Below are 19,188 nucleotides of genomic sequence, written 5' to 3' on the forward strand. Positions count from 1 at the left end.
GACGGCTCCGCGCCCGGACGGCTGCCCGCCCGGACGGCTCCGCGCCCGGACGGCTGCCCGCCCGGACGGCTCCGCGCCCGGACGGCTGCCCGCCCGGACGGCTCCGCGCCCGGACGGCTGCCCGCCCGGACGGCTCCGCGCCCGGACGGCTCCGCGCCCGGACGGCTTCGCCCCGGACGGCTTCGCCCCGGGCGGCTTCGCCCCGGGCGCCGCGGGCGGGCGTCAGACGGGCAGTGGAGGCGTGGCCTCGGAGAGGGCTCCCTCGGACAGGCGCAACCAGCGGGTGATCCCGAGCGCGCGGAGGAACACCTCGTCGTGGCTGACCACGACGAACGCCCCCTCGTACGCCTCCAGCGCGTTCTCCAGCTGCCCGACGCTGACCAGGTCGAGGTTGTTCGTCGGCTCGTCGAGCAGCAGCAGCTGCGGCGCCGGCTCGGCGTAGAGCACGCACGCCAGCGTGGCCCGCAGCCGCTCACCGCCGGAGAGCACCCTCACCGGCAGGTGCGCTCGTGCGCCGCGGAACAGGAACCGGGCCAGCAGCGTCAACCGCTCCGCCTCCGGCCGCGCGGGCGCGAACTCAGCGAAGTTCTCCGCCACGGTCCGGTCGAGGTCCAGCAGGTCCAGCCGCTGGGACAGGTAGGCGACCCGGCCGGCCGCGTGGCGGAGCACCCCCGCTTCCGGTGTGGCGTCGCCGGCGATCAGCCGCAGCAGCGTGGACTTCCCGGCGCCGTTGGGACCGATCAACGCGACCCGTTCCGGTCCCTGGAGGGTCAGATCGAGCCCGGTGAAGATCGTCCGGTCGCCGTACCGCACCTGCAGTCCCTCACCGCTGAACACCGTTCGCCCGGCCGGCACCCGGGTGTCCGGAAGCTCCAGCACGATCTTCTGGTCGTCCCGCAGCGCCCGCTCCGCCTCGTCCAGGCGGGTCCGGGCGTCACCGAGCCGGTTGGCGTGCGTCTCGTTCGCCTTCGCCGCCGATTCCTGGGCGTCGCGCTTGAACTTCCCGGCGAGAATCTTCGGCAGCCCGGCGTTCTTCACGTTGCGCGCGGCGTTGTTCGCCCGCCGGGTGGCCCGTTCCCGGGCCAGCTGTGCCTCCCGCTTCTCCCGTTTGACGTCCTGTTCGGCGCTGCGGACGTTCTTCTCCGCGACCTCCTGCGCGGCGCGGACAGCGTCCTCGTAGGCGGTGAAGTTGCCGCCGTACATCCGTAGCTGCCCCGGCTCGAGCTCGGCGATCCGGTCGACCCGGTCGAGCAGCGCCCGGTCGTGGCTGACCACCACGGCGCAGCCGCGCCACTCGTCGAGCACCCGGTAGAGCGACTGTCGGGCGTCGGCGTCGAGGTTGTTCGTGGGTTCGTCGAGCAGGAGGACGTCCGGCTGCTCGAGGAGCCGGGCCGCGACCCCGAGCGAGACGACCTCGCCGCCGCTCAGCGCGTCCAGCCGCCGGTCGAACGGGAGCCCACCGAGGCCGAGGCGGTCGAGCTGCGCGCGGGTGCGTTCCTCCACGTCCCAGTCGTCACCGATGGTGGTCAGCACCGCCTCGCTCGCGTCCCCGGCTTCCAGCGCGTCCAACGCGCGGATCACCGGTGCGATGCCGAGCACTTCGGCCACCGTGAGGTCGTCGGCGAGCGGCAGGGTCTGCGGGAGGTACCCGACCGTGCCCTGGACCGACACGCTCCCGCCGGTCGGCCGGTACTCACCGGCGACGAGCTTGAGCAGCGTGCTCTTCCCGGCGCCGTTCGGTGCGACCAGGCCGGTCCGGCCGCCGCCGATGGTGAAGGACAGTTCGGTGAAGACCGGCGTACCGTCCGGCCAGGAGAACGACAGGTCGGAGCACGTGAGGAAGAAATCGGACATGCGAGCCCTCGGAGTGGGAGGCGGGCACGACAAAGCGGCCCAGCAGGCGAACGGGGAACGACAAGATGGCCACGGCGGTGACGCGTCGCGCGCACCGGTGGCCGCTCACACTCCGGGATCACCCGGAGATGTCGTCGTCCCCTGCCACGGTTCGGCTCCCTTACGAGCTAACTCCTTTCGACGTTAACAGGTCACTGCCCGAGGCGGTCCACCATGTCCAGGACGGCGGCGGCTCCGTCCTCCGCTGCCAGGATCGCGGCGAGGCGACGAGCGCCGGCCCGGTATCGCGGGTCGCCGACGGCCGCTGTCACGGCGTCCGCCACCTGCTCGGGCGTGGCCGTACGCAGGCGGAGCGCCCCGGGCGCGACCGTCAGTTGCACCGCGCGGCGGGCCCACAGATGCTGGTCGGCCTGCACCGGTACCGGGACCGTCGGCACGCCCGCGCGCAGCGCCGCCGCGGTCGTGCCGGCGCCTGCGTGGTGCAGCACCGCGGCCACGTGCGGGAAGAGTCGCTCGTGCGGGACGTCGCCGAGCAGCAGGACGCCGTCGTCCGCCGGTTCGGCGTCCACGGAGCCCTGGACGAGGACGCGGAACCCCCGCCGGCGCAGCTCCCGGACGGCTAGTCCGGCGAACCGCCGTGCCCGCGGGGCGTCACCGAGGCTGCCCAATCCCACGTGGACCGGAGGGTCTCCGGCGGCCAGGAAGCCGGCCAGCGGCGGCGGGGGACGCCAGTCCGCGGGCGGCTCCGGCCACCAGTAGCCGACTGCGCGGAGGTCCGAGGGCCAGTCAGTCGGCGGCGGCAGCACCGCGGGGCTGAAGCCGTACACCACCGGCGGTGGCGCGATCGTGCCTCCTGGCGCCAGTCCCAGGCGGCTCCGGAGCGTCCGGACGGCCGGAGCCGAGAATCCGTCCACCACCGCGCGGACCGCTCGCGCCGACATCCAGTTGCCGAACCCGCCGAGACTTCGGACGCTGCTCACCGGCGGCGGGAACGCGCGGGTCGGGTGCGCCGGCTGGAGGTAGGCGCCGAGGACCGGAACGCCGAGCCCGGCGCCGAGGTGACCGACCAGCGGTGCGGTCGCGGCGCCGGTGACCAGGACGTCGACGCCCGGCCGGACGGCGTCCGGCAAGGCCGCGCCGACCGCGTCCAGATACCGGACGACGCGGGGCACGACGCGCACCGACAGCGCGGCGGCGTCCAGGATCGTCCGCGGGTCACCCGGCAGTGGGCGGAACTCGCACCCGGTGCCTCCGACCAGCGTCGCGAAGGGATCGTGCGTGGCGATCGCGACCGCGTGGCCCGCGGCCCGCAGGCGCGCGGCCAGCCCGGTATACGGCGCGACGTCGCCGCGCGACCCGACCGTGACGATCAGCACCCGCACGACCGCAGTATCAGGGGTCGGCGCGAGCCGTCCGCACGGACTCCGGGCGTGCGCTCAGGCCGGCCCCGACCGCGAGGCGCGTCGTGAGGCGGTCACGTGGCACGCGGTTCTCCGGGACGGCGCCCGCGCGGCGGGCGGCGATCGATGCCGGCTGCGACCCCCGCACCCGGTCGCGGCGGAGCGTAGCGAGGTAGATCGAGACCTGGTCGGCGGCGCGGCTGAGATCGAGGCCGAGCCGTTCCTCGATCCGGCCCAGCCGATAGAGCAGCGTGTTGCGGTGGATGTGCAGGGTGGCGGCGGTCGTCGTCCGATCGAAGCCGAACGCCACCAGCGCGTGCAGCGTCGCCTGCAGCTCGGCCGGGAGCGGGTCGTAGATCCGCGCGGTCAGCGCGTCGCTGACCTCCGGGCAGAGCTCGACGAGGACCTCCGGGGCGAAGTCGGCGAGGCCGATCGGTCCGGTGCGACCGCGCCGCACCGCGACGTCGATCACCACGTGCAGATCGCGGCAGGCGGCAGCCAGCCGCCCGCGGGAAGCGCCGACGCCGATCGCCACCGCGACACCCTCGGTCTCGGCGAGCCGGTCCAGCTGCGAGGCGGTGCCGCAGATCCCGTCGATGCGCTCACCCTCGCTGAACGCCAGCATCCCACCGGCCGCCGACAGTTCGGCCGCGAGCCGGGCGTGTTCGGCGGCACCGGCTCCCCGTCGCGCGGCGGCGAACGGCAGGTACGGACCGGTCGTGGACAGGCCGATGTCCTCGGCGAGCTCGACCAGGTCGGGGGTGAGCGCCGCGGCGCCGTCGATCGCGTCGAACAGCCGCCGGAAGCGCCGTTCGCGCTCCGAGCGCCGCAGGTCGCGGTCGTCGAGGCTGGCCTGCACGACCGCGGCGGTCATCAGGTTGACGAAAGCCATCATCTCTTCGGTGACCGTGACGACGGCCGCGAGGTCCTCCGGTCCGGCCGCGGACCGCACCGCGCGGCACGCGGCTTCGGCGCCGATCCGGTAGGAGCGCAGCAACTCCTCGACCGGTGACTGGGACGCTGCCGCCGCGCGCAGCGCCAAGGCACGCAGGTCGGAGCGGGACGGCTCGGTGCCGGAGAGCAGCATCCGGGTGAACATCCGGACGTGATCCCGGACCACCGGTGTGACCGCGTTCCAGCGCGGGTTGCCGACGCGCGGCTCCTGCGGTGCCTCCGGCGTGTCCACCTCGCGGCTGAGCCGCAGCGCGCGGACGACGGCCGCGGCGACGGCGTCCCGGTCGACGGCGTCGGTGAGCCGCCGCACCCGGGCGCGGTGGGAGAGCGGGGGAGGCTGGTCGGGTTCCGGCATGCGGCTCTCCAACGGTGGTGTCCGTCCTGGGCGGAGCGACCGCGGGGGAGCGAACGCGTCGAGCCACCGTCGCCAGGAAATGTGTGCGCTCAGCCTGTCGTGCCATCCGAGGATGGGATGGCCGCTGGGGACTGCGATAGGTCACCGATCGGGTTTCTTTAAGGTTCCCTGGTCATCCGTGATTCAGCTGATCAATGGCCGGTCAGAAACTGTTCGTCTGCGCCGAATAGGGCTCCGAAAGGCATCATATGCTGCGGCGTCACGTTTTGTTTTCCATTGTGGAACTCGCAGTTTCGTAACATATTGACCGGCGATCGTCACGCCCCTAGATTCCGACGCACGAGCGGCCCAATGTGTCCCAGACCACATGGCATCGATGCCAGGAGGTTCATCGTGCGGATCCGGATGGCGCCCCTTCTCGCGGCCGTGCTCGTCGCGGCCACGCTCGCTGCCTGCGACTCCGGCGGCGAGAATTCCGACTCCGGTCCGATCCGGATCGGCTTGACCGTCCCGCTCACCGGCAACTACCAGGCCCTCGGCACCGGCGACCAGCAGGGCGCCCGGATCGCGGTCGAGCAGATCAACGCCGACGGGGGCATCGACGGCCGGAAGATCGAGCTGGTCGTGAAGGACGACAAGACCCAGCCGGACCAGTCGGTACTCGCGTTCAACGCGCACAAGAACGAAGGCGCGGTCGCGGTCATCGGCTCCTCGTTCTCCAACTCCGCACTCGCCACGATCCCGCTCGCCGAGCGCAACTCGATGCCGTACATCTCGCTCGCGGCCGCCGATCAGCAGGTCGACCCGGTCCGGAAGTTCGCGTTCCAGATCCCGGCCCGGTCGTCCACCTACGCCGAGCAGACGCTGAAGTACCTGCAGGCGAGCAAGATCAGCCGGATCGCGCTGGCGCACGACACGAAGAGCTCGTACGCGGTGGCCGGGTACCAGGCGGTCCAGGAGCTCGCTGAAAACTACGGTGTCACGGTCGTCGTGGACCGGGCCTTTGACACCGGGACCCAAGACTTCAGCGCGGTGTTCGCGCCGGTGCGCAGCTCGGACGCGCAGGCGGTGTTCCTCTGGGCGACCGGACCGCCCGCGGTCATCGCCACCAAGCAGTTCGCGGCGTCCGGGCTGACGATCCCGCTCGTGCTGACCGGCGCGCAAGCCACGCCGCTGTTCGCGAAGCCGGCCGGAGCCGCCGCCGAGAAGGTGATCCTGTCCAGCTCGATCGGCGTCATCGGGCAGAAGCTGCCCGCGTCCGAGCTGAAGACCGCCGTGGACGCTCTGGCCGCCGACTACCAGAAGAAGTACGGCACCTACCCGCCGCAATTCGCGATCGACGGGTACTGCGGAGTGTTCGTGCTGGCCGAGGCGATGCGGAAAGCCGGGAGCACCGACGGGAAGAAGGTGCAGGCCGCTCTCGAGGAGCTGTCGCTGCTCACCCCGAACGGGCGGTACCGCTACAGCGCGGACGACCACTCGGGCCTGAGCACCGACAACATAGCGATCGCCACGATCACCGGTGGGGCGTTCACGCCGACACCGTGGATGACCGAGCAGTTGAGCACGAACCTCCCGAGCTGAGGCCGTGCTGAGCGTCCGGGGGCTGTCACGCTCCTTCGGCGGTGTGTTCGCGGTCCGGGAGGTGGACCTGACCGTTCCGGCCGGCCAGACCCGCGGCCTGATCGGACCCAACGGTGCCGGGAAGTCGACGCTGTTCAACCTCGTCGCGGGCTTGTTGAGGGCGGACGCCGGGCGCGTCGACTTGGACGGCACGGAGGTGACCCGGCTGCCGGCCCACCGACGGGCTGCGCACGGCGTCGCGATCGTGTTCCAGGGTGCGCGCGTGTTCCCCGGCCTGACCACCGTGGAGAACGTGATGGTCGGCGCGCACACCCAGGCCCGGCACGGTTTCCTCGGCGCGGCACTGCGTTCACGGCGCTGCCGCCGCGAGGAGCGGACCATCCGGGACGACGCGCTCGCGGCGCTGGACCGGGTCGGTCTCGCCGAGTGGGCCGACGTCCCGGCGGAGTCGTTACCGCTCGGGCAGCAGCGCCGCGCGCAGCTGGCGCGGGCGCTCTGCGCCCAGCCGCGGCTGCTGCTGCTGGACGAGCCGGGCGCCGGGCTGCGCGGCGCCGAACGGGCCGCGCTGGCCGGCGTCATCGACGGACTGCGGGCCGAGGGGCTGACGATGATGCTCGTCGAGCACGACGTCGGGTTCGTCTCCCGGCTCGCCGACCGCGTGACGGTGCTCGACCTCGGTGCGGTGATCGCGGACGGAACGCCGGACGAGGTCCGGCGGGATCCGGCGGTGGTCACGGCCTACCTCGGTCCGGACGCGACGCTCGGTCCAGCCGCGGCCCGCGATTCCGACGGAACGACAGCGCCTGCCGACGCCGAGGGGGACGACGATGCTCGAGGTGCGTGACCTGGTCGTCCGGTACGGCACCGCCACCGCGCTGGACGGCGTCGACTTGGACGTGGCGGCGGGCGAGATGGTCGCGCTGGTCGGTGCGAACGGCGCCGGTAAATCGACGCTGGTCAACACGCTGTCCGGAATCCTGCGCCCGGCGTCGGGGCGGGTGCGGCTGGACGGCCGGCTCGCGCAGGTGCCGGAGGGGCGCCAGCTGTTCGCGGCCCTGAGCGTCGAGGACAACCTCCGGCTCGGCGCGTGGCGCAACCAGCGGTCCCGCCGCGACCCCACCCGGATCTACGAACTCTTCCCCGACCTGGTGCGGCTCCGATCGCAGCTGGCCGGCTCGCTCTCCGGCGGTCAGCAGCAGATGGTGGCGGTCGGTCGGGCCCTGATGGCCGACCCCGACCTGCTCGCCGTCGACGAGCTCTCGCTGGGGCTGGCCCCGCTGGTGGTGCGTGATCTGGCGGCGCACCTGGCCGAACTCAACCGCGATCGAGGGCTGGCTCTGCTGCTGATCGAACAGGAGACGACGTTGGCCTTCGACCTCTGCAGCCGCGCCTACGTGCTGGAGGCCGGGCGGGTGGTCGCGACCGGGCCGTCGGCGGAGCTCCGCGCCAGCCCGACGGTGGCCGCCGCGTACCTCGGGGGACTGCCGGGATGAGCGACTTCCTCGGATACGTGGTCGCCGGTACCGCGCTCGGCTGCACGATCGCGTTGCTGGCCAGTGGTTTCGTCGTCGTGCACCGGGTGACCGGCGTGGTGAACTTCGCCCAGGGCATGTTCCCGGTCGTCGCGGGACTGGCCGCCGGGTCGTTGCTCTCGGCGAACTGGCCGCACGGCGTCGCCGAGATCGGCGGGGTCCTGCTCGCCGGTGCGGTGGGCCTGCTGGTCGGGGTGGTCGCGATCGGCAAGCGCGGTACCCCGCCGCTGGCGTCGCTGGTGATCACGTTCGGCCTCGGCTTCCTCGGCTACGCGATCGAGATCGTCATCTGGGGCGACCAGCCCCGGGGGTTCGATGGACTGTCCGGCGTCCTGACGGTCGGCGGGGTGCGGATCCAGCACCAGTGGCTGCTCGTGATGGCGGTGGCGGCGGCGACGTTCGCCGCGCTCGGCGCATTCTTCGGCCGCACGTACCTCGGTAAGGGACTGACCGCCTGCGCGTCGAACCCCTACGCCGCGCGGCTCGCCGGTATCGACGTCCGCCGGATGGGGTTCTACGCCTTCGCGCTGGCCGGGCTGCTCGGCGGCCTCGCCGGGGTGCTGCTGACGCCGCTGCAGTCGATCGCGTTCGACCGGGACGTCGCGCTCGCGGTGAACGGCTTCGCGGCGGCCGTTCTCGGTGGCCTGGACCGGCCGGGCGCCGCGCTCGCCGGTGGGCTGCTGCTCGGCGTCGGGCAGACGCTCTTCGCCGGCTACGTGGACGGCTCGTTCCAGACCGAGGTGGCGCTCGCCTTCATGGTGCTGGTGATGGTGGTCCGCGCGACCAGGCAGCGGGAGGCGATGGCGGTATGAACCGGATCGTCGGCGCCGCCTTCGCCGTCGTCGCGCTCACGCTGCCGTTCGTGCTGGACGACACCCGGCTCTCGATCTACGTGCTGATGGGGCTGGCCGTGCTCGCGGTCACCGGCATCTCGCTGCTGATGGGGTACGCCGGTCAGGTGTCGTTGGGGCAGGCGGCGTTCTACGCCGTCGGCGCCTACACCGCGGCGATACCGGCCGTGCACGGATGGCCGCCACTGGTCGGGCTGGTGGCCGCGCCGCTGGTGGCCGCGTTGGTGGCGGCGCTGCTCGGTGCGCTGTTGCTGCGGCTGCGCGGGCACTACCTGGCGTTCGCGACGCTTGCGCTGCAGCTGATCATCCTGTCGGTCGCGGCGGAGATCGAGTTCTTCGGTGGGGCGATCGGCCTGCAGGGCATCCCACAGTTCGGCGTGGGCTCGGTGACGCTCGACGACGCCCGCGAGTACGCCTGGCTCACCTGGGCCGCGGTGGCGGTGGTGCTGCTGCTCACCGCGAACATCGTCGCTTCGCGCCCGGGGCGAGCACTGCGGGCGCTGGCGGTCAGCGAGCAGGCCGCCGCAGCCAGCGGTATCCCGGTGACGCGGTACAAGGTGACGGTGTTCGCGCTGTCGGCGGCGTTCGCCGGGCTGGCCGGAGGCATCTACGCGTTCTTCCTCGGGTACATCGCGCCGGGCTCGTTCACGATCGCGATGTCGGTCGAGTGGGTGGTGATGGCGGTGTTCGGCGGGCTGGGCACCCGCTGGGGCCCGGTCGTCGGCACGGTCGCGGTGACGCTGGTCGTCCAGGTGCTCAACGACCTGAGCACGCGGCCGGGGGCACCCAGCTACGCCCCGACCGTGCTGGGGTACGCCGCCTACGCGGTGCTGTTGATCGGCGTCCTGCTGTTCATGCCGGCCGGGGTGGTGCCGTGGCTGCGCGCCCGGTGGGACCACGTGCGCCGGCGTGGGCGGGGCGGCAGTGGACCGGTGCCGACGGGTGCGTCCGATCGACCCGAGCCCGCCGCCACCGCGGGCCGGTGACCGGCTCCGGCCCGGCCGCCGGTGGAACACCCCGACCGGGCGACCTGGGACCGGGCGATCGGGGAGTGGGCGATCGGGGAGTGGGCGATCGGGCCAGCGGTACGCGACGACGGCGAGGGACGCGGCGGTCGGCCCGGGCACGGGGTTCGTATGATCCGGGGATGCCCCCCTCGACGAGCGCCGACGTCGCCGCGCGCCCCAGCGCGAGGGGCCAGGCCGCGCCGACGACCGGTGGCGAGGCGGTCGGGCTCGACGGGGACAGCACCGACGTTCCGCTGCCGCGGCGGCAGGCGGGCACCTCACCCCAGCACCTGCTCGTGACGCTCCTCGGCGACTACTGGAACGGCCGCCGGGAACACCTGCCGTCCGCGGCGCTGGTCGCGCTGGTGGAGGAGTTCGACGTCGGCGAGGTGAGCGCCCGGGCCGCGCTGCGCCGCCTGGCCCGCCGCGGTGTGCTGGAGTCCAGCAAGGTGGGGCGCAACACGTACTACGGGCTGTCCGCGTCGGCCACCCGGACGATCGTCCAGAGCTCGAGCCGGATCGTGCAGCTCGGCACCGGCGAGCGGTCGTGGGACGGCGTCTGGACGCTGGCGACGTTCTCGCTGCCGGAGGAGCAGCGCGACCTGCGCCACCTGCTCCGGAGCCGGCTGCGCTGGCTCGGGTTCGCGCCGCTGTTCGACGGGGTCTGGGTGTCGCCGCGGGCCTCCACCGACGAGGTGCGCGAGTTCCTGGACGAGCTGGAGATCACGACCGCGGCGGTGCTGCGTGCGGAGGAGGCGGTGGGGACGCCGCTGATCTCGGCGTGGGATCTGGAGGAGATCCGCCGGGCGTACGACGCGTTCCTCGCCGACACCAGCCCGTTGCGTGCGCGGCTGGACGGAGGGGACGTCGGATCGGCCGAGGCTCTGATCGCCCGGACCCGGCTGATGGACGTCTGGCGCACGTTCCCGGCCCTCGACCCGGACCTCCCCGAGGAGGTGCTGCCCGCCGACTGGCCGCGGCGCCGGGCCCGGGCGGTGTTCGGTGAGCTCTACGACGCGCTCGGACCGCTGGCCGAGGCCCGCGTCCGCCAGGTGCTGGCCCGCTTCGACGCGGCCCTAGCCCCCTTGGTCGCCCACCACACCACCTCAGACCTCAGCGCGGCCCGCTGAGAACGACGCTGACAGGCGAGCGCGAGGCCTTGAGACCCACAGCAAAGGTCGAGGCGGCCTCGCGCTCGACTGCCAGCGCCGCCCTCAGCGGGCTCCATCGCCGTAGCAAATGCCGAGGCCGGGGCGCTAACGCGCTGTCCAGCGGAGGGTTCCGTTGGCGGTGTCGCGAGCCAACTCGCGGGAGAGCGCCAGCGCGGCCGTGCGGACCGCGGGGGCCAGGCGTTCGAGGTCGAGGTGCTGCGCCCACCCGGTGATCGAGATCGCGGCGATCACCGAGCGCCGATGGTCGAACACCGGCGCCGCCACCGCCGACACCCCGACCTCGGCCTCCTCCCGGTTGACGCCGTACCCCCGCTCCAGCGCCCGCGCCAGCTCTTGGCGCAGCAGTCCCGGCATCACGATCGTCCGGGGCGTCAGCCGGGTGAGCCCGGCCTCCACGACTTGGCGCAGCTGGTCCGGCGATCCGTACGCGAGGAACACCTTGCCGGTCGCCGTGCAGTACGCCGGCAACCGTCCACCGACCCGGGAGACGATCGGCGTCGAGCGTCGGCCGCTCACCTTCTCCAGGAACAGCGTGTCGTTCCCGACCGGCACCGCCAGGTGGATGTTCTCGTGCGTCGCCTCGTACAGGTCCTCCAGGTACGGCAGCGCCGCCTCACGCAGCTCCCGGTGACGGGGCACCCGCTGGCCGAGGACGAACAGGCTCATCCCGAGCCGGTAGCCGCGGGTGGTGCGCTCCACCCCGCCCCAGGTGACCAGCTCGTTGAGCATCCGGTACGCGGTCGGCTTCGGCAATCCGGTGCGTTCGGCCAGTTCGGACAGGGTCAGATCGACGTCGGTCGCGCTGAACGCGTCGAGCAACCGCAGCCCGCGCGCCAGCACCGATTTCGGTACGGCGTCGCTGCCGTCCGCACGGTCCGGCTGGTCCATCCGCTGATCCTGGCGTCCCGCGAGCCCGGCGGCAATGCTTGTCATGTCGCCTCTGCGGTGGAGAGACCGTTGGCTGCGGTGAGCGTGCCGTCCGCGTGTGTCGTCACCGGAACCTCGACCAGTAACGGTGTCTGCCGGTCGCCGGCTCCGGCCACCACCGCACGCAGTTCGGCGGGGTTCTCCACCCGGGTGCACGCCAGCCCGAACGTCCGTGCGGCGGACTGCCAGTCCAGGCCCGGCAGATCCAGGCCGAGGTACTCGCCGCGGGCGGTCGACCGGCTCTTCGCGCCGTCGAGCGTGTCCTTCAGCGTGCGGTACTCGCCATTGTTCACGACGACGAACGTCACCGGGACGCCGTACCGCGCGGCGCTCCACAGGCCCTGCAGTCCGAACATCGCCGAGCCGTCACCGACCACCGCGACCACCGGTCGGGTGGGGTCGCCGAGCCGGGTGCCGATCGCAGCGCCGATGCCCCAGCCCAGCCCACCGCCGACCGTGTGGACGTAGGAGCGCGGCCGGTCCAGACGGAGCACCGAGCGCAGTGCGATGCCGGCCGTGATCGCCTCCTCCACCACCACGGCGTCCGGTGGCAGGCCCTCGGCGAGCGCGTGCATCGCGGCCAGCGGGTCGAGCGGCGCCGGGCCGTACCGTTCCCGGGCGTCCCGATCGACGGCGTCCCGGTCGGCCCGAACGCGCGCGGCAACCTCCGCCGCACGCTCCCGGATCCGGTCCGCGACCCGCCCGGCCGCGCCCGCGTCGGCCGCGGCCGGGGGCGGGGCCGCGTCGAGGTCGGCTAGTGCTTCGGCCACCGCACGATCGAGGGACCGCAGCGTCGGCTCGAGGGGACCCACCAGCCCGGCGGCGACGGAGAAGTTCCGACCGACCTCACCCGGATCGGAGTCGAGCTGAACCACCGCGGTGCCCTCCGGTATCGGCGGTCCGGGTGTGTAGTGGTGCGGCATGAACGCGTGGCAGCCGACGATCAGCACGACGTCGTGGGTCTCCAGCGCCGCCCGGATCGCCGAGTGCCGCGGCGGCAGCATCCCCAGGTGCAGCGGGTGGTTGCCGGGGAAGTCCACGCCGTCGTGCATCGGCTGCGACCAGACCGGCGTCCCGAGCCGCTCGGCCACCTCGACGAGCGCGTCGACCGCCCCCTCGCGTCCGACGCCGTCACCGGCCACGATCACCGGTGCGGTCGCGTCGCGGAGCAGGCGGACGGCGTCCGACAGGTCGTTCGCGGCACCGGCGCCGGCCACCCGCGACGGTGGCGGAACCACGATCGAGGAATCCTCCTCGAGCACGTCCATCGGGACCGAGACGAAGACCGGTCCGGCCGGCGGACGCCGGGCCAGCGCGAACGCGCGCCGCAGGAGCACCGGCAGGTCGTAGGAGTGGTGCACCTCGACCGCGGACTTCGCGACCGGAGCCGCCAGCCCGACCAGGTCGCCGGAGAGCATCGGGTCGGCCTGCAGGTGTCGCTGGTCCTGCTGACCGGCGAGCACCACCATCGGAGTGCGGGACCGGCTCGCGTTGAGCATCCCGATCAGCCCGTTGGCCAGTCCGGCGGCGACGTGCAGGTTGACGAACGCGGTGCGCCCGGTGGCGCGCGCGTACCCGTCCGCCATCGCGACGACCGACGCCTCTTGGAGCCCCAGCACGTACTCCAGATCCGGCGCGTCGACCAGGGCGTCGAGCAGCGGCAGTTCGGTGGTGCCGGGATTGCCGAACACGTGCCGGACGCCCTCGCTGCGCAAGATCTCCAGCAGTGCGTCCACGGGTTTCACGAGAGCTCCTCCTGCAGTGCGTCGGCGACCCGCGCGGCGAGCGCCATGACCGTGAGCGACGGGTTGACCGAGAGGGACGCGGGGATCAGCGACGCGTCCCCGACGTAGAGCCCGGCGACGTCGTGGCTACGGCCGGTCGGTCCGACGACGGATCGAGCCGGGTCGTCGCCCATCCGTGCGGTGCCCTGGACGTGGGACGTCGACAACCCGCTCCACACCACCTCCCGCGCACCGGCCGCCCTGAGCGCCGCGACGCTGAACGCCAGCGCGTCCGCCAGGCGTACCCGCTCCGCCTCGGAGAAACGCTTCGTCACGACCGCGTCGTCGTCCGCGCTGCGCTCCACCACACCGGTGTTCGCATCGTTCGCCATCGCGAGCACGCCGACCCAGTAGCGGTACCGGCCGGCGGCCTCCACCAGGCGCCGGCCCCAGAGCGGCCGGTTCGCGGCGTCGAGCAGGCTGCCGGCGAACGCCACCGGGTCCTGGATCGTGGTGCCCTCGATGACGAAGCCGCCGTCGGCATCGTCCTGGTGGTCCACGCAGTGGGCGGTGATCGGGTACACCTCGTGGCAGTCCTGCGGGTCGTCGAAGCGGCCGTAGACCAGCCGGGCCGGGTGCAGGCCCAGCGTCCGTCCGATCAGGCGACTGCTGGGGGTGTCCCGCGTCGTGCTCCGCAGCAGGATCAGCGGGGTCTGCAGCGCCCCGGCGGCGAGCACGACGACCCGACTGCGGACTTCGGCGCGCTGTCCGTCCGGACCTCGGTAGCGGACGCCGACCGCGCGGGTGCCGCCGTCGGCGAGCAGCACTTCCTCGACCGTCCGGTGCGTTCGGACGCGGATCTCGTCCCGGGCGAGTGCGGGGGACAGGAACGTGTTCAGCGCGGATTTGCCGGCGTTGCTGGGGCACCCGGTGAGGCACGCACCGCACCGCGTGCAGTTGTAGTCGGTGTACGACCGGACTGGCTCCAGCGTCGCACCGAGCGCGGCGAACCCCTCGGCGATGCGGTGCACGCTCGGTGTCCAGTCGGCGCGGGTCCGGACGCCGAGCAGCGCCTCGACGTAGCCGTACCAGGGCTCCAAATCGATCGTGAGGCCGGTTTCGGTGGCGAAGCGTGCGACGTCGGCCTCCGACGCCCGCATCGCGACCTTCGTGTTGATCACCGTGGAGCCGCCGACGCACCGCCCGGCCAGCAACGCCACCGGCCCGCACGCGTCGGAAGTCTCGGCGAACCGGATCGGCCACCAGAGCCGGTGCCGGGCTTCCAGCTCGAACCGGGTGTAGGACTCGGCCGGGTGGTAACCGCCCGCCTCCAGCACCAGGACGTCGTGCCCTTGCCGCCCGAGTTCGGCGGCGATCAGGCCACCGCCCGCGCCGGATCCGACCACGACGACGTCGGCCTCCGCGGGGACCGGTCCGGTGGTGTCGTACGGGTCGTCCGGCCAGGTCGGAATGTCACCGAGGAACGTCCAGTCCTTGCGGAGCCGGGTCGCCGCCGCCGGGGTGAAGCCGATCGTCTCGTGGGGCGTCGGGCCGGTGTGTCCCGGCAGCGTGAAATCGCCGTAGTACGCCTCGATGGCCAGACGCCTGAGCAGGGCGAACGCTGCCGTTCCGGTGAGTCGGGCCAAGCCGTCGGTGCCGACGGCCGACAGCAGGCCGATCGCGGCGTGCAGCTGGTCCTCCTCGGCGGCCGACAGACCGGCGACCGCCCGCTCGATGTACGCGGGCGCGCCGGCGGCGACCGAGCCGGGCACGATCGCCTCGCACAGCTCGGCGAGGACGGTGGCTTGACCGGGGCCGAACGGCATCTCGGCCTCCTCAGTGATCTGGTGATCTGGTGTCGACCGGTGGCTGTTCAGTGGCTCGACCGGAGAAGGCTCAGTGGCGCGCCGAGCCGCCGTCGACGTTGATGGTCTGGCCGGTGAGGAACCCGCTGCCCTCGTCGCAGACGTAGAGCAGGGTCGAGACCAGATCCTCCGGGCGTTCGGTCCGCGGCACCGCCTGCAGAGCCCGGACGCGGTCGAAGCCGCCGTCCGCGCCGGTCGTGGCGGTGGCGGTCTCGGTCGCGGTGAGCCCCGGCGCGATCGCGTTCACCGTGATGCCGTCGGCGCCGACCGCGGTGGCGAGCGCCCGGGTGAAACCGACCAGTCCGGCCTTGGAGGTGGTGTACGCGACCAGCTCGGGCGGGCCGAGGAACACCACCGCCGAGACGATGTTCACGACCCGGCCCCACCCGGCCTTCCGCAGATGGGGCAGCGCCGCGCGGGTGACCAGGAACGGGCCGTCGAGGTTGAGTCGCAGGATCCGGTGCCAGTCGTCCAGCGTGGTGTCCTCGAACGCCATCGGCGGGTAGATGCCGGCGTTGTTCACGACGATGTGGACCGCGGAGAACGTGTCCGCGACGATCTTCACCGCGGCCCGGACCGAGGCCTCGTCGGTGACGTCGACCGGGACCGCGAGGAAGCGGCCACCGGCCTCCTCGATCCGCGCCCGGGTGGCGGACTGGTCGGCGATGTCGAAGCCGGCCACCGCATGACCTCCGCCCGCCAGCGCGACCGCGAATTCCTGCCCCAGCCCGCGGGCTGCACCGGTGACGATCGCAACGCGGGGCGGCATGAGGGCTCCATTCGAGTCGGGGCGGAGGGTTCTGCGGAGAGCCCGCCGAACCGCGGTGGGCAGCGTGATCCCTCGGTGCGGCCGAGGACAAGGACCCCATTTCGCTGAGTGAAATAGTTGCTCGCTGACGCGATTCCGTACGCTGCCGATTTCGGTGAGCGAAACGGCGTCCTTGTGACCGGCAGGGGACGCGACCACCCTGCTGGCACCGCGGCCCCGCTTCTGACCTGGGAGACCGCAGCCCGCGAGGAGGCGCCCCGATGACCGACCGCCCCGCGACCGACACGGAGCCGCCGCCGGCCGTGGAGCCGGTCGCCGCTCCGCCGCGGCGGCCCTCCCGGACCTGGCTCCGGGAGGAGGCCGGCGTCCTGGTCGTGCTGGTGGCGCTCGTCGTTGTCGTCGGTGCCTTCCAGCCGGACTTCTGGATCGCCGGCAACCTCACCGAGATCGCCCGGCAGTCCTCCTACATCGGCATCCTCGCGATCGGCATGGTGTTCGCGCTGGCCATGCGGGAGGTCGACCTCTCGGTCGGCGGCACCTACGCGCTCACGATCGTGGTCGGCGCGCTGCTGACCCGGGACGGCGTCAGCCCATGGGTCGCCGCGGTCGTGGCGATCGCGATCGGCGGTCTGCTGGGCTTCCTCAACGGCCTGTTCACCACGTACGTCCAGGTGCCGTCGTTCATCGCGACGCTCGGCACGCTCTCGCTCTACAAGGGCCTCGCGCTGGCGCTCTCGAACGGCCAGCAGGTCGGCGGCCTGGATCAGGACCATCCGTTCTTCCAGGTCGTCGGCGGCACGATCCTCGGGCTGCCCGGCGCGGTCTGGGCGCTGCTGCTCTCCGCGGCGCTGATGACGGTCGTGTTCACCCGGACCCGGTTCGGCGCACAGATCCGTGCGGTGGGCTCGAACCCGGACGCGGCGGCGTTCACCGGCATCCCGGTGAACCGGGTCCGGATCAAGGCGCTGACCGTCACCGGGTTGCTCGCCGGCGTCTCCGGCGTCCTCGCGCTCTCGTTCTTCGTCGCCGGTGACCCGACGGTCGGCCAGGGCTACGAGCTGATGGCGATCGCGGCCGCGATCATCGGCGGGACCCCGCTGCGCGGCGGCACCGGCTCGGTGCCCGGAGCGGTCCTCGGCTCGCTGATCCTCAGCGTCGTCGCGGCCAGCCTGGTGTTCTTCAGCGTCCCGATCAACTGGACGACGTTCGCGACCGGCGCCGTGATCCTGCTCGCCGTCGCGCTCGACAGCGGCTTGCGGAGGGCCCGTGCAGCCCGCCGCCGCACCACCTCCTGACGCGCACCCCCGGCCCCCGGAAGGACCCCCGATGATCCCCTTCACCTCGCCACGGCCCCCGACCGTGCACCGTTTCGGCCGTTCCAGAGGCTCCTACCGTGCACGGTTCGCGGCGGTGCTGACGGCCGTCGCGCTGGTGGCGACCGCCGCGTGCGGTGACTCGGGGAGCTCCGGCGGGACGAAGAAGATGTCGTTCGTCGTCGCGAACATCAGCTTGAACTTCGCGCTGGAGATGGCGAACGGCGGCAAGTACGCCGCGGAGGAGGCCGGCGGCATCGACCTCAAGGTCGTCGGTCCGGCCACCACCGACGGGCCGCAGGAAGTGCAGATGTTCCAGAACACGATCACCACGAACCGGGACGGCGCGGTGGTCGAGAACCTGGCCCCTGACCTGTTCACCCGACCGTATGCCCAGGCCGTCGAGAAGGGCATCCCGATCGTCGCGCTCGACACCGTGCCGCTGGACGGCAGCAAGGTCGACCTCTACGTCGGCAACGACAACTACGAACTCGGCACCCAGTTGGCCGATGAGGCGATCGAACGCCTGCCGAAGGACGCGCGCGGCACCGTCGTCCTCGGCGTTCCCAACCCCGGCGTCCCGGTGCTGGAGATGCGGGCGAAGGGCATCAAGGACACGTTCGCGAAGAAGCTGCCCGGCGTCACGATCAAGGGCCCGTTCCAGACGTTCAGCGACCCCGGTCAGAGCTACAACGCCTGGTCGTCGCAGGTGCGCGCGAACCGGAACGCGCTGGCGTTCCTCGGCGTCGGCGACGCCGACAGCTACTCGCTCGCCCGGCTGAAGAAGGAGACCGGCGGGAAGTGGCTCTCCGGCGGGTTCGACCTGGACGCCAAGACGCTGGAGGCGGTGAAGGACGGTACGAACTTCGTGACGATCTCCCCGGAGCACTACCTCAAGGGGTACGTCGCGATGCGGCTGCTCGCCGAGGCGGTGAAGGACGGCGAGGACCTCCCGAAGGGCTGGTTCTACACGCCCGGCGTGGTCGTGGACTCCAGCAACATCGACGCGATCATCGCCCGTCAGGCCTCCGACGACGCCCGGCGCAAGGGCATCGCCGACGAGGCGAAGAAGCTGTTCGCGGATACGGACGCCTACCTTCGTCCGCTGAAGGACGCCCGCTGAGATGCTGCTCGCCTCCGACCTCACCAAGCGGTACGGCGGCGTGACCGCGCTCGCCGGCGCCGGTCTGCGGCTGGCGCCCGGCGAGGTGCACGCGCTGCTCGGCGAGAACGGCGCGGGCAAGTCCACGCTGGTGAAGATCCTCGCCGGGGTGGTGGCACCGGACAGCGGCCGGATGACGATCGACGACCGCGAGGTGCGGCTGACCGGCCCGGCCGACGCCCGGCGGCACGGCATCGCGGTCGTGTCCCAGGAGCTGTCGCTCTTCGGAGACCTGGACGTGCTCGGGAACCTGTTCGTCACCGGCCAGCCGGTGCGGAGAGGGCTGTTGGACCGCGCCGAGATGACGCGGCGCGCAAGCCCGCTCCTGGCCGAACTCGGCCTGGACGACGTCCCGCTGCGGACGCCGGTCGGGGAGCTGGACCTGGCCCGGCGGCAGCTGCTGGAGATCTGCCGCGCGCTGCTCGGGGATCCGGGCGTGGTCATCCTCGACGAGCCGACCTCCGCGCTGCCCGCCGCCGCGGTCGCCCGGCTGCACGCGGTGATCCGGGGGATCACCGCCCGGGGCGTCGCCGTGCTCTACGTCTCGCACTTCCTGGAGGAGGTCGCCGCGCTCGCCGATCGGGTGACGATCCTCCGGGACGGTCGCAACGTGGTCAGTGAGGTGCCTGCCGCGCAGCTCTCGCTCGCCGAGATGGTCACCGCGATGCTCGGCGAGGCGCCGCTGGCCGCTCGTTCCGCGATCGCGGCGTCGACGGCGG

At 72.6% G+C, this 19,188-nt stretch carries 16 protein-coding genes; 9 read left to right on the top strand and 7 right to left on the bottom strand.

Annotated elements, in window-relative coordinates:
• Positions 1 to 222 precede the first annotated feature (222 nt).
• The 3 genes from abc-f to ABEB28_RS42450 all read right to left on the bottom strand — a co-directional run bounded on the left by abc-f (position 223) and on the right by ABEB28_RS42450 (position 4,563).
• Complete coding sequence (gene abc-f, locus ABEB28_RS42440; protein WP_345733981.1) at positions 223 to 1,854, bottom strand: ribosomal protection-like ABC-F family protein; 1,632 nt, start codon at positions 1,852 to 1,854, stop codon at positions 223 to 225.
• Positions 1,855 to 2,045: 191 nt separating this feature from the next.
• The gene (locus ABEB28_RS42445; RefSeq protein ID WP_345733982.1) at positions 2,046 to 3,236 is read right to left on the bottom strand and encodes a glycosyltransferase; all 1,191 of its coding nucleotides are present in this window, start codon (positions 3,234 to 3,236) and stop codon (positions 2,046 to 2,048) included.
• A gap of 10 nt (positions 3,237 to 3,246) precedes the next feature.
• Entirely contained in the window at positions 3,247 to 4,563 is a 1,317-nt protein-coding gene (locus ABEB28_RS42450; protein WP_345733983.1) for a PucR family transcriptional regulator, read from the bottom strand.
• 393 nt (positions 4,564 to 4,956) lie between these two features.
• Between ABEB28_RS42450 and ABEB28_RS42455 the strand changes: the two genes are divergently transcribed.
• The 6 genes from ABEB28_RS42455 (at position 4,957) to ABEB28_RS42480 (ending at position 10,667) form a co-directional block, all read left to right on the top strand.
• Positions 4,957 to 6,147 (top strand): ABC transporter substrate-binding protein, encoded by a 1,191-nt coding sequence (locus tag ABEB28_RS42455; RefSeq protein ID WP_345733984.1) that lies wholly within the window; start codon positions 4,957 to 4,959, stop codon positions 6,145 to 6,147.
• Positions 6,148 to 6,151: 4 nt separating this feature from the next.
• On the top strand, positions 6,152 to 6,991 hold the full coding sequence (locus ABEB28_RS42460) for an ABC transporter ATP-binding protein (protein WP_345733985.1): 840 nt from the start codon (positions 6,152 to 6,154) through the stop codon (positions 6,989 to 6,991).
• Positions 6,975 to 7,640 (top strand): ABC transporter ATP-binding protein, encoded by a 666-nt coding sequence (locus ABEB28_RS42465; protein ID WP_345733986.1) that lies wholly within the window; start codon positions 6,975 to 6,977, stop codon positions 7,638 to 7,640. Before ABEB28_RS42460 ends, ABEB28_RS42465 begins: the two co-directional genes overlap by 17 nt.
• Positions 7,637 to 8,491 carry a branched-chain amino acid ABC transporter permease gene (locus tag ABEB28_RS42470; protein WP_345733987.1) on the top strand — a complete coding sequence of 285 codons (855 nt, stop codon included), beginning with the start codon at positions 7,637 to 7,639 and terminating at the stop codon, positions 8,489 to 8,491. The genes ABEB28_RS42465 and ABEB28_RS42470 overlap by 4 nt, the downstream gene beginning before the upstream one ends.
• Positions 8,488 to 9,516 (top strand): branched-chain amino acid ABC transporter permease, encoded by a 1,029-nt coding sequence (locus ABEB28_RS42475; protein ID WP_345733988.1) that lies wholly within the window; start codon positions 8,488 to 8,490, stop codon positions 9,514 to 9,516. The genes ABEB28_RS42470 and ABEB28_RS42475 overlap by 4 nt, the downstream gene beginning before the upstream one ends.
• Positions 9,517 to 9,677: 161 nt before the next feature.
• Positions 9,678 to 10,667, top strand: coding sequence for a PaaX family transcriptional regulator (locus ABEB28_RS42480; RefSeq protein WP_345733990.1), 990 nt, complete (start codon positions 9,678 to 9,680; stop codon positions 10,665 to 10,667).
• 126 nt (positions 10,668 to 10,793) lie between these two features.
• On the opposite strand, the gene ABEB28_RS42485 is transcribed toward ABEB28_RS42480, so the two are convergent.
• The 4 genes from ABEB28_RS42485 to ABEB28_RS42500 form a co-directional block, all read right to left on the bottom strand.
• Positions 10,794 to 11,597 carry an IclR family transcriptional regulator gene (locus ABEB28_RS42485; RefSeq protein ID WP_345733991.1) on the bottom strand — a complete coding sequence of 268 codons (804 nt, stop codon included), beginning with the start codon at positions 11,595 to 11,597 and terminating at the stop codon, positions 10,794 to 10,796.
• Positions 11,598 to 11,638: 41 nt separating this feature from the next.
• Entirely contained in the window at positions 11,639 to 13,381 is a 1,743-nt protein-coding gene (locus ABEB28_RS42490) for a thiamine pyrophosphate-binding protein (protein WP_345733992.1), read from the bottom strand.
• Positions 13,378 to 15,186 (bottom strand): GMC family oxidoreductase N-terminal domain-containing protein, encoded by a 1,809-nt coding sequence (locus tag ABEB28_RS42495; RefSeq protein ID WP_345733993.1) that lies wholly within the window; start codon positions 15,184 to 15,186, stop codon positions 13,378 to 13,380. The genes ABEB28_RS42490 and ABEB28_RS42495 overlap by 4 nt, the downstream gene beginning before the upstream one ends.
• A 70-nt stretch (positions 15,187 to 15,256) precedes the next feature.
• Positions 15,257 to 15,994, bottom strand: a complete 738-nt coding sequence (locus tag ABEB28_RS42500) for an SDR family NAD(P)-dependent oxidoreductase (protein WP_345733994.1) — start codon at positions 15,992 to 15,994, stop codon at positions 15,257 to 15,259.
• A 260-nt stretch (positions 15,995 to 16,254) separates the two neighbouring features.
• Here ABEB28_RS42500 and ABEB28_RS42505 point away from each other — a divergent pair, with 260 nt between their 5' ends.
• The 3 genes from ABEB28_RS42505 to ABEB28_RS42515 all read left to right on the top strand — a co-directional run.
• On the top strand, positions 16,255 to 17,289 hold the full coding sequence (locus ABEB28_RS42505; RefSeq protein ID WP_345733995.1) for an ABC transporter permease: 1,035 nt from the start codon (positions 16,255 to 16,257) through the stop codon (positions 17,287 to 17,289).
• A gap of 115 nt (positions 17,290 to 17,404) precedes the next feature.
• Positions 17,405 to 18,430, top strand: coding sequence for a sugar ABC transporter substrate-binding protein (locus ABEB28_RS42510; RefSeq protein ID WP_345733996.1), 1,026 nt, complete (start codon positions 17,405 to 17,407; stop codon positions 18,428 to 18,430).
• A gap of 1 nt (position 18,431) precedes the next feature.
• Positions 18,432 to 19,188 (top strand): ATP-binding cassette domain-containing protein (locus ABEB28_RS42515; RefSeq protein ID WP_345733997.1); only part of this gene is annotated, 757 nt, incomplete at its 3' end.

It is taken from the genome of Cryptosporangium minutisporangium, from assembly GCF_039536245.1.
In the GTDB taxonomy this organism is placed as follows: domain Bacteria; phylum Actinomycetota; class Actinomycetes; order Mycobacteriales; family Cryptosporangiaceae; genus Cryptosporangium; species Cryptosporangium minutisporangium.

What these genes read in the sequence shown, in the direction of transcription:
- abc-f (WP_345733981.1), bottom strand. Translation starts at nt 1,854, where the DNA reads ATGTCCGATTTCTTCCTCACGTGCTCCGACCTGTCGTTCTCCTGGCCG.
- ABEB28_RS42450 (WP_345733983.1), bottom strand. Translation starts at nt 4,563, where the DNA reads ATGCCGGAACCCGACCAGCCTCCCCCGCTCTCCCACCGCGCCCGGGTG.
- ABEB28_RS42465 (WP_345733986.1), top strand. Translation starts at nt 6,975, where the DNA reads ATGCTCGAGGTGCGTGACCTGGTCGTCCGGTACGGCACCGCCACCGCG.
- ABEB28_RS42470 (WP_345733987.1), top strand. Translation starts at nt 7,637, where the DNA reads ATGAGCGACTTCCTCGGATACGTGGTCGCCGGTACCGCGCTCGGCTGC.
- ABEB28_RS42475 (WP_345733988.1), top strand. Translation starts at nt 8,488, where the DNA reads ATGAACCGGATCGTCGGCGCCGCCTTCGCCGTCGTCGCGCTCACGCTG.
- ABEB28_RS42480 (WP_345733990.1), top strand. Translation starts at nt 9,678, where the DNA reads ATGCCCCCCTCGACGAGCGCCGACGTCGCCGCGCGCCCCAGCGCGAGG.
- ABEB28_RS42485 (WP_345733991.1), bottom strand. Translation starts at nt 11,597, where the DNA reads ATGGACCAGCCGGACCGTGCGGACGGCAGCGACGCCGTACCGAAATCG.
- ABEB28_RS42495 (WP_345733993.1), bottom strand. Translation starts at nt 15,186, where the DNA reads ATGCCGTTCGGCCCCGGTCAAGCCACCGTCCTCGCCGAGCTGTGCGAG.
- ABEB28_RS42500 (WP_345733994.1), bottom strand. Translation starts at nt 15,994, where the DNA reads ATGCCGCCCCGCGTTGCGATCGTCACCGGTGCAGCCCGCGGGCTGGGG.
- ABEB28_RS42505 (WP_345733995.1), top strand. Translation starts at nt 16,255, where the DNA reads ATGACCGACCGCCCCGCGACCGACACGGAGCCGCCGCCGGCCGTGGAG.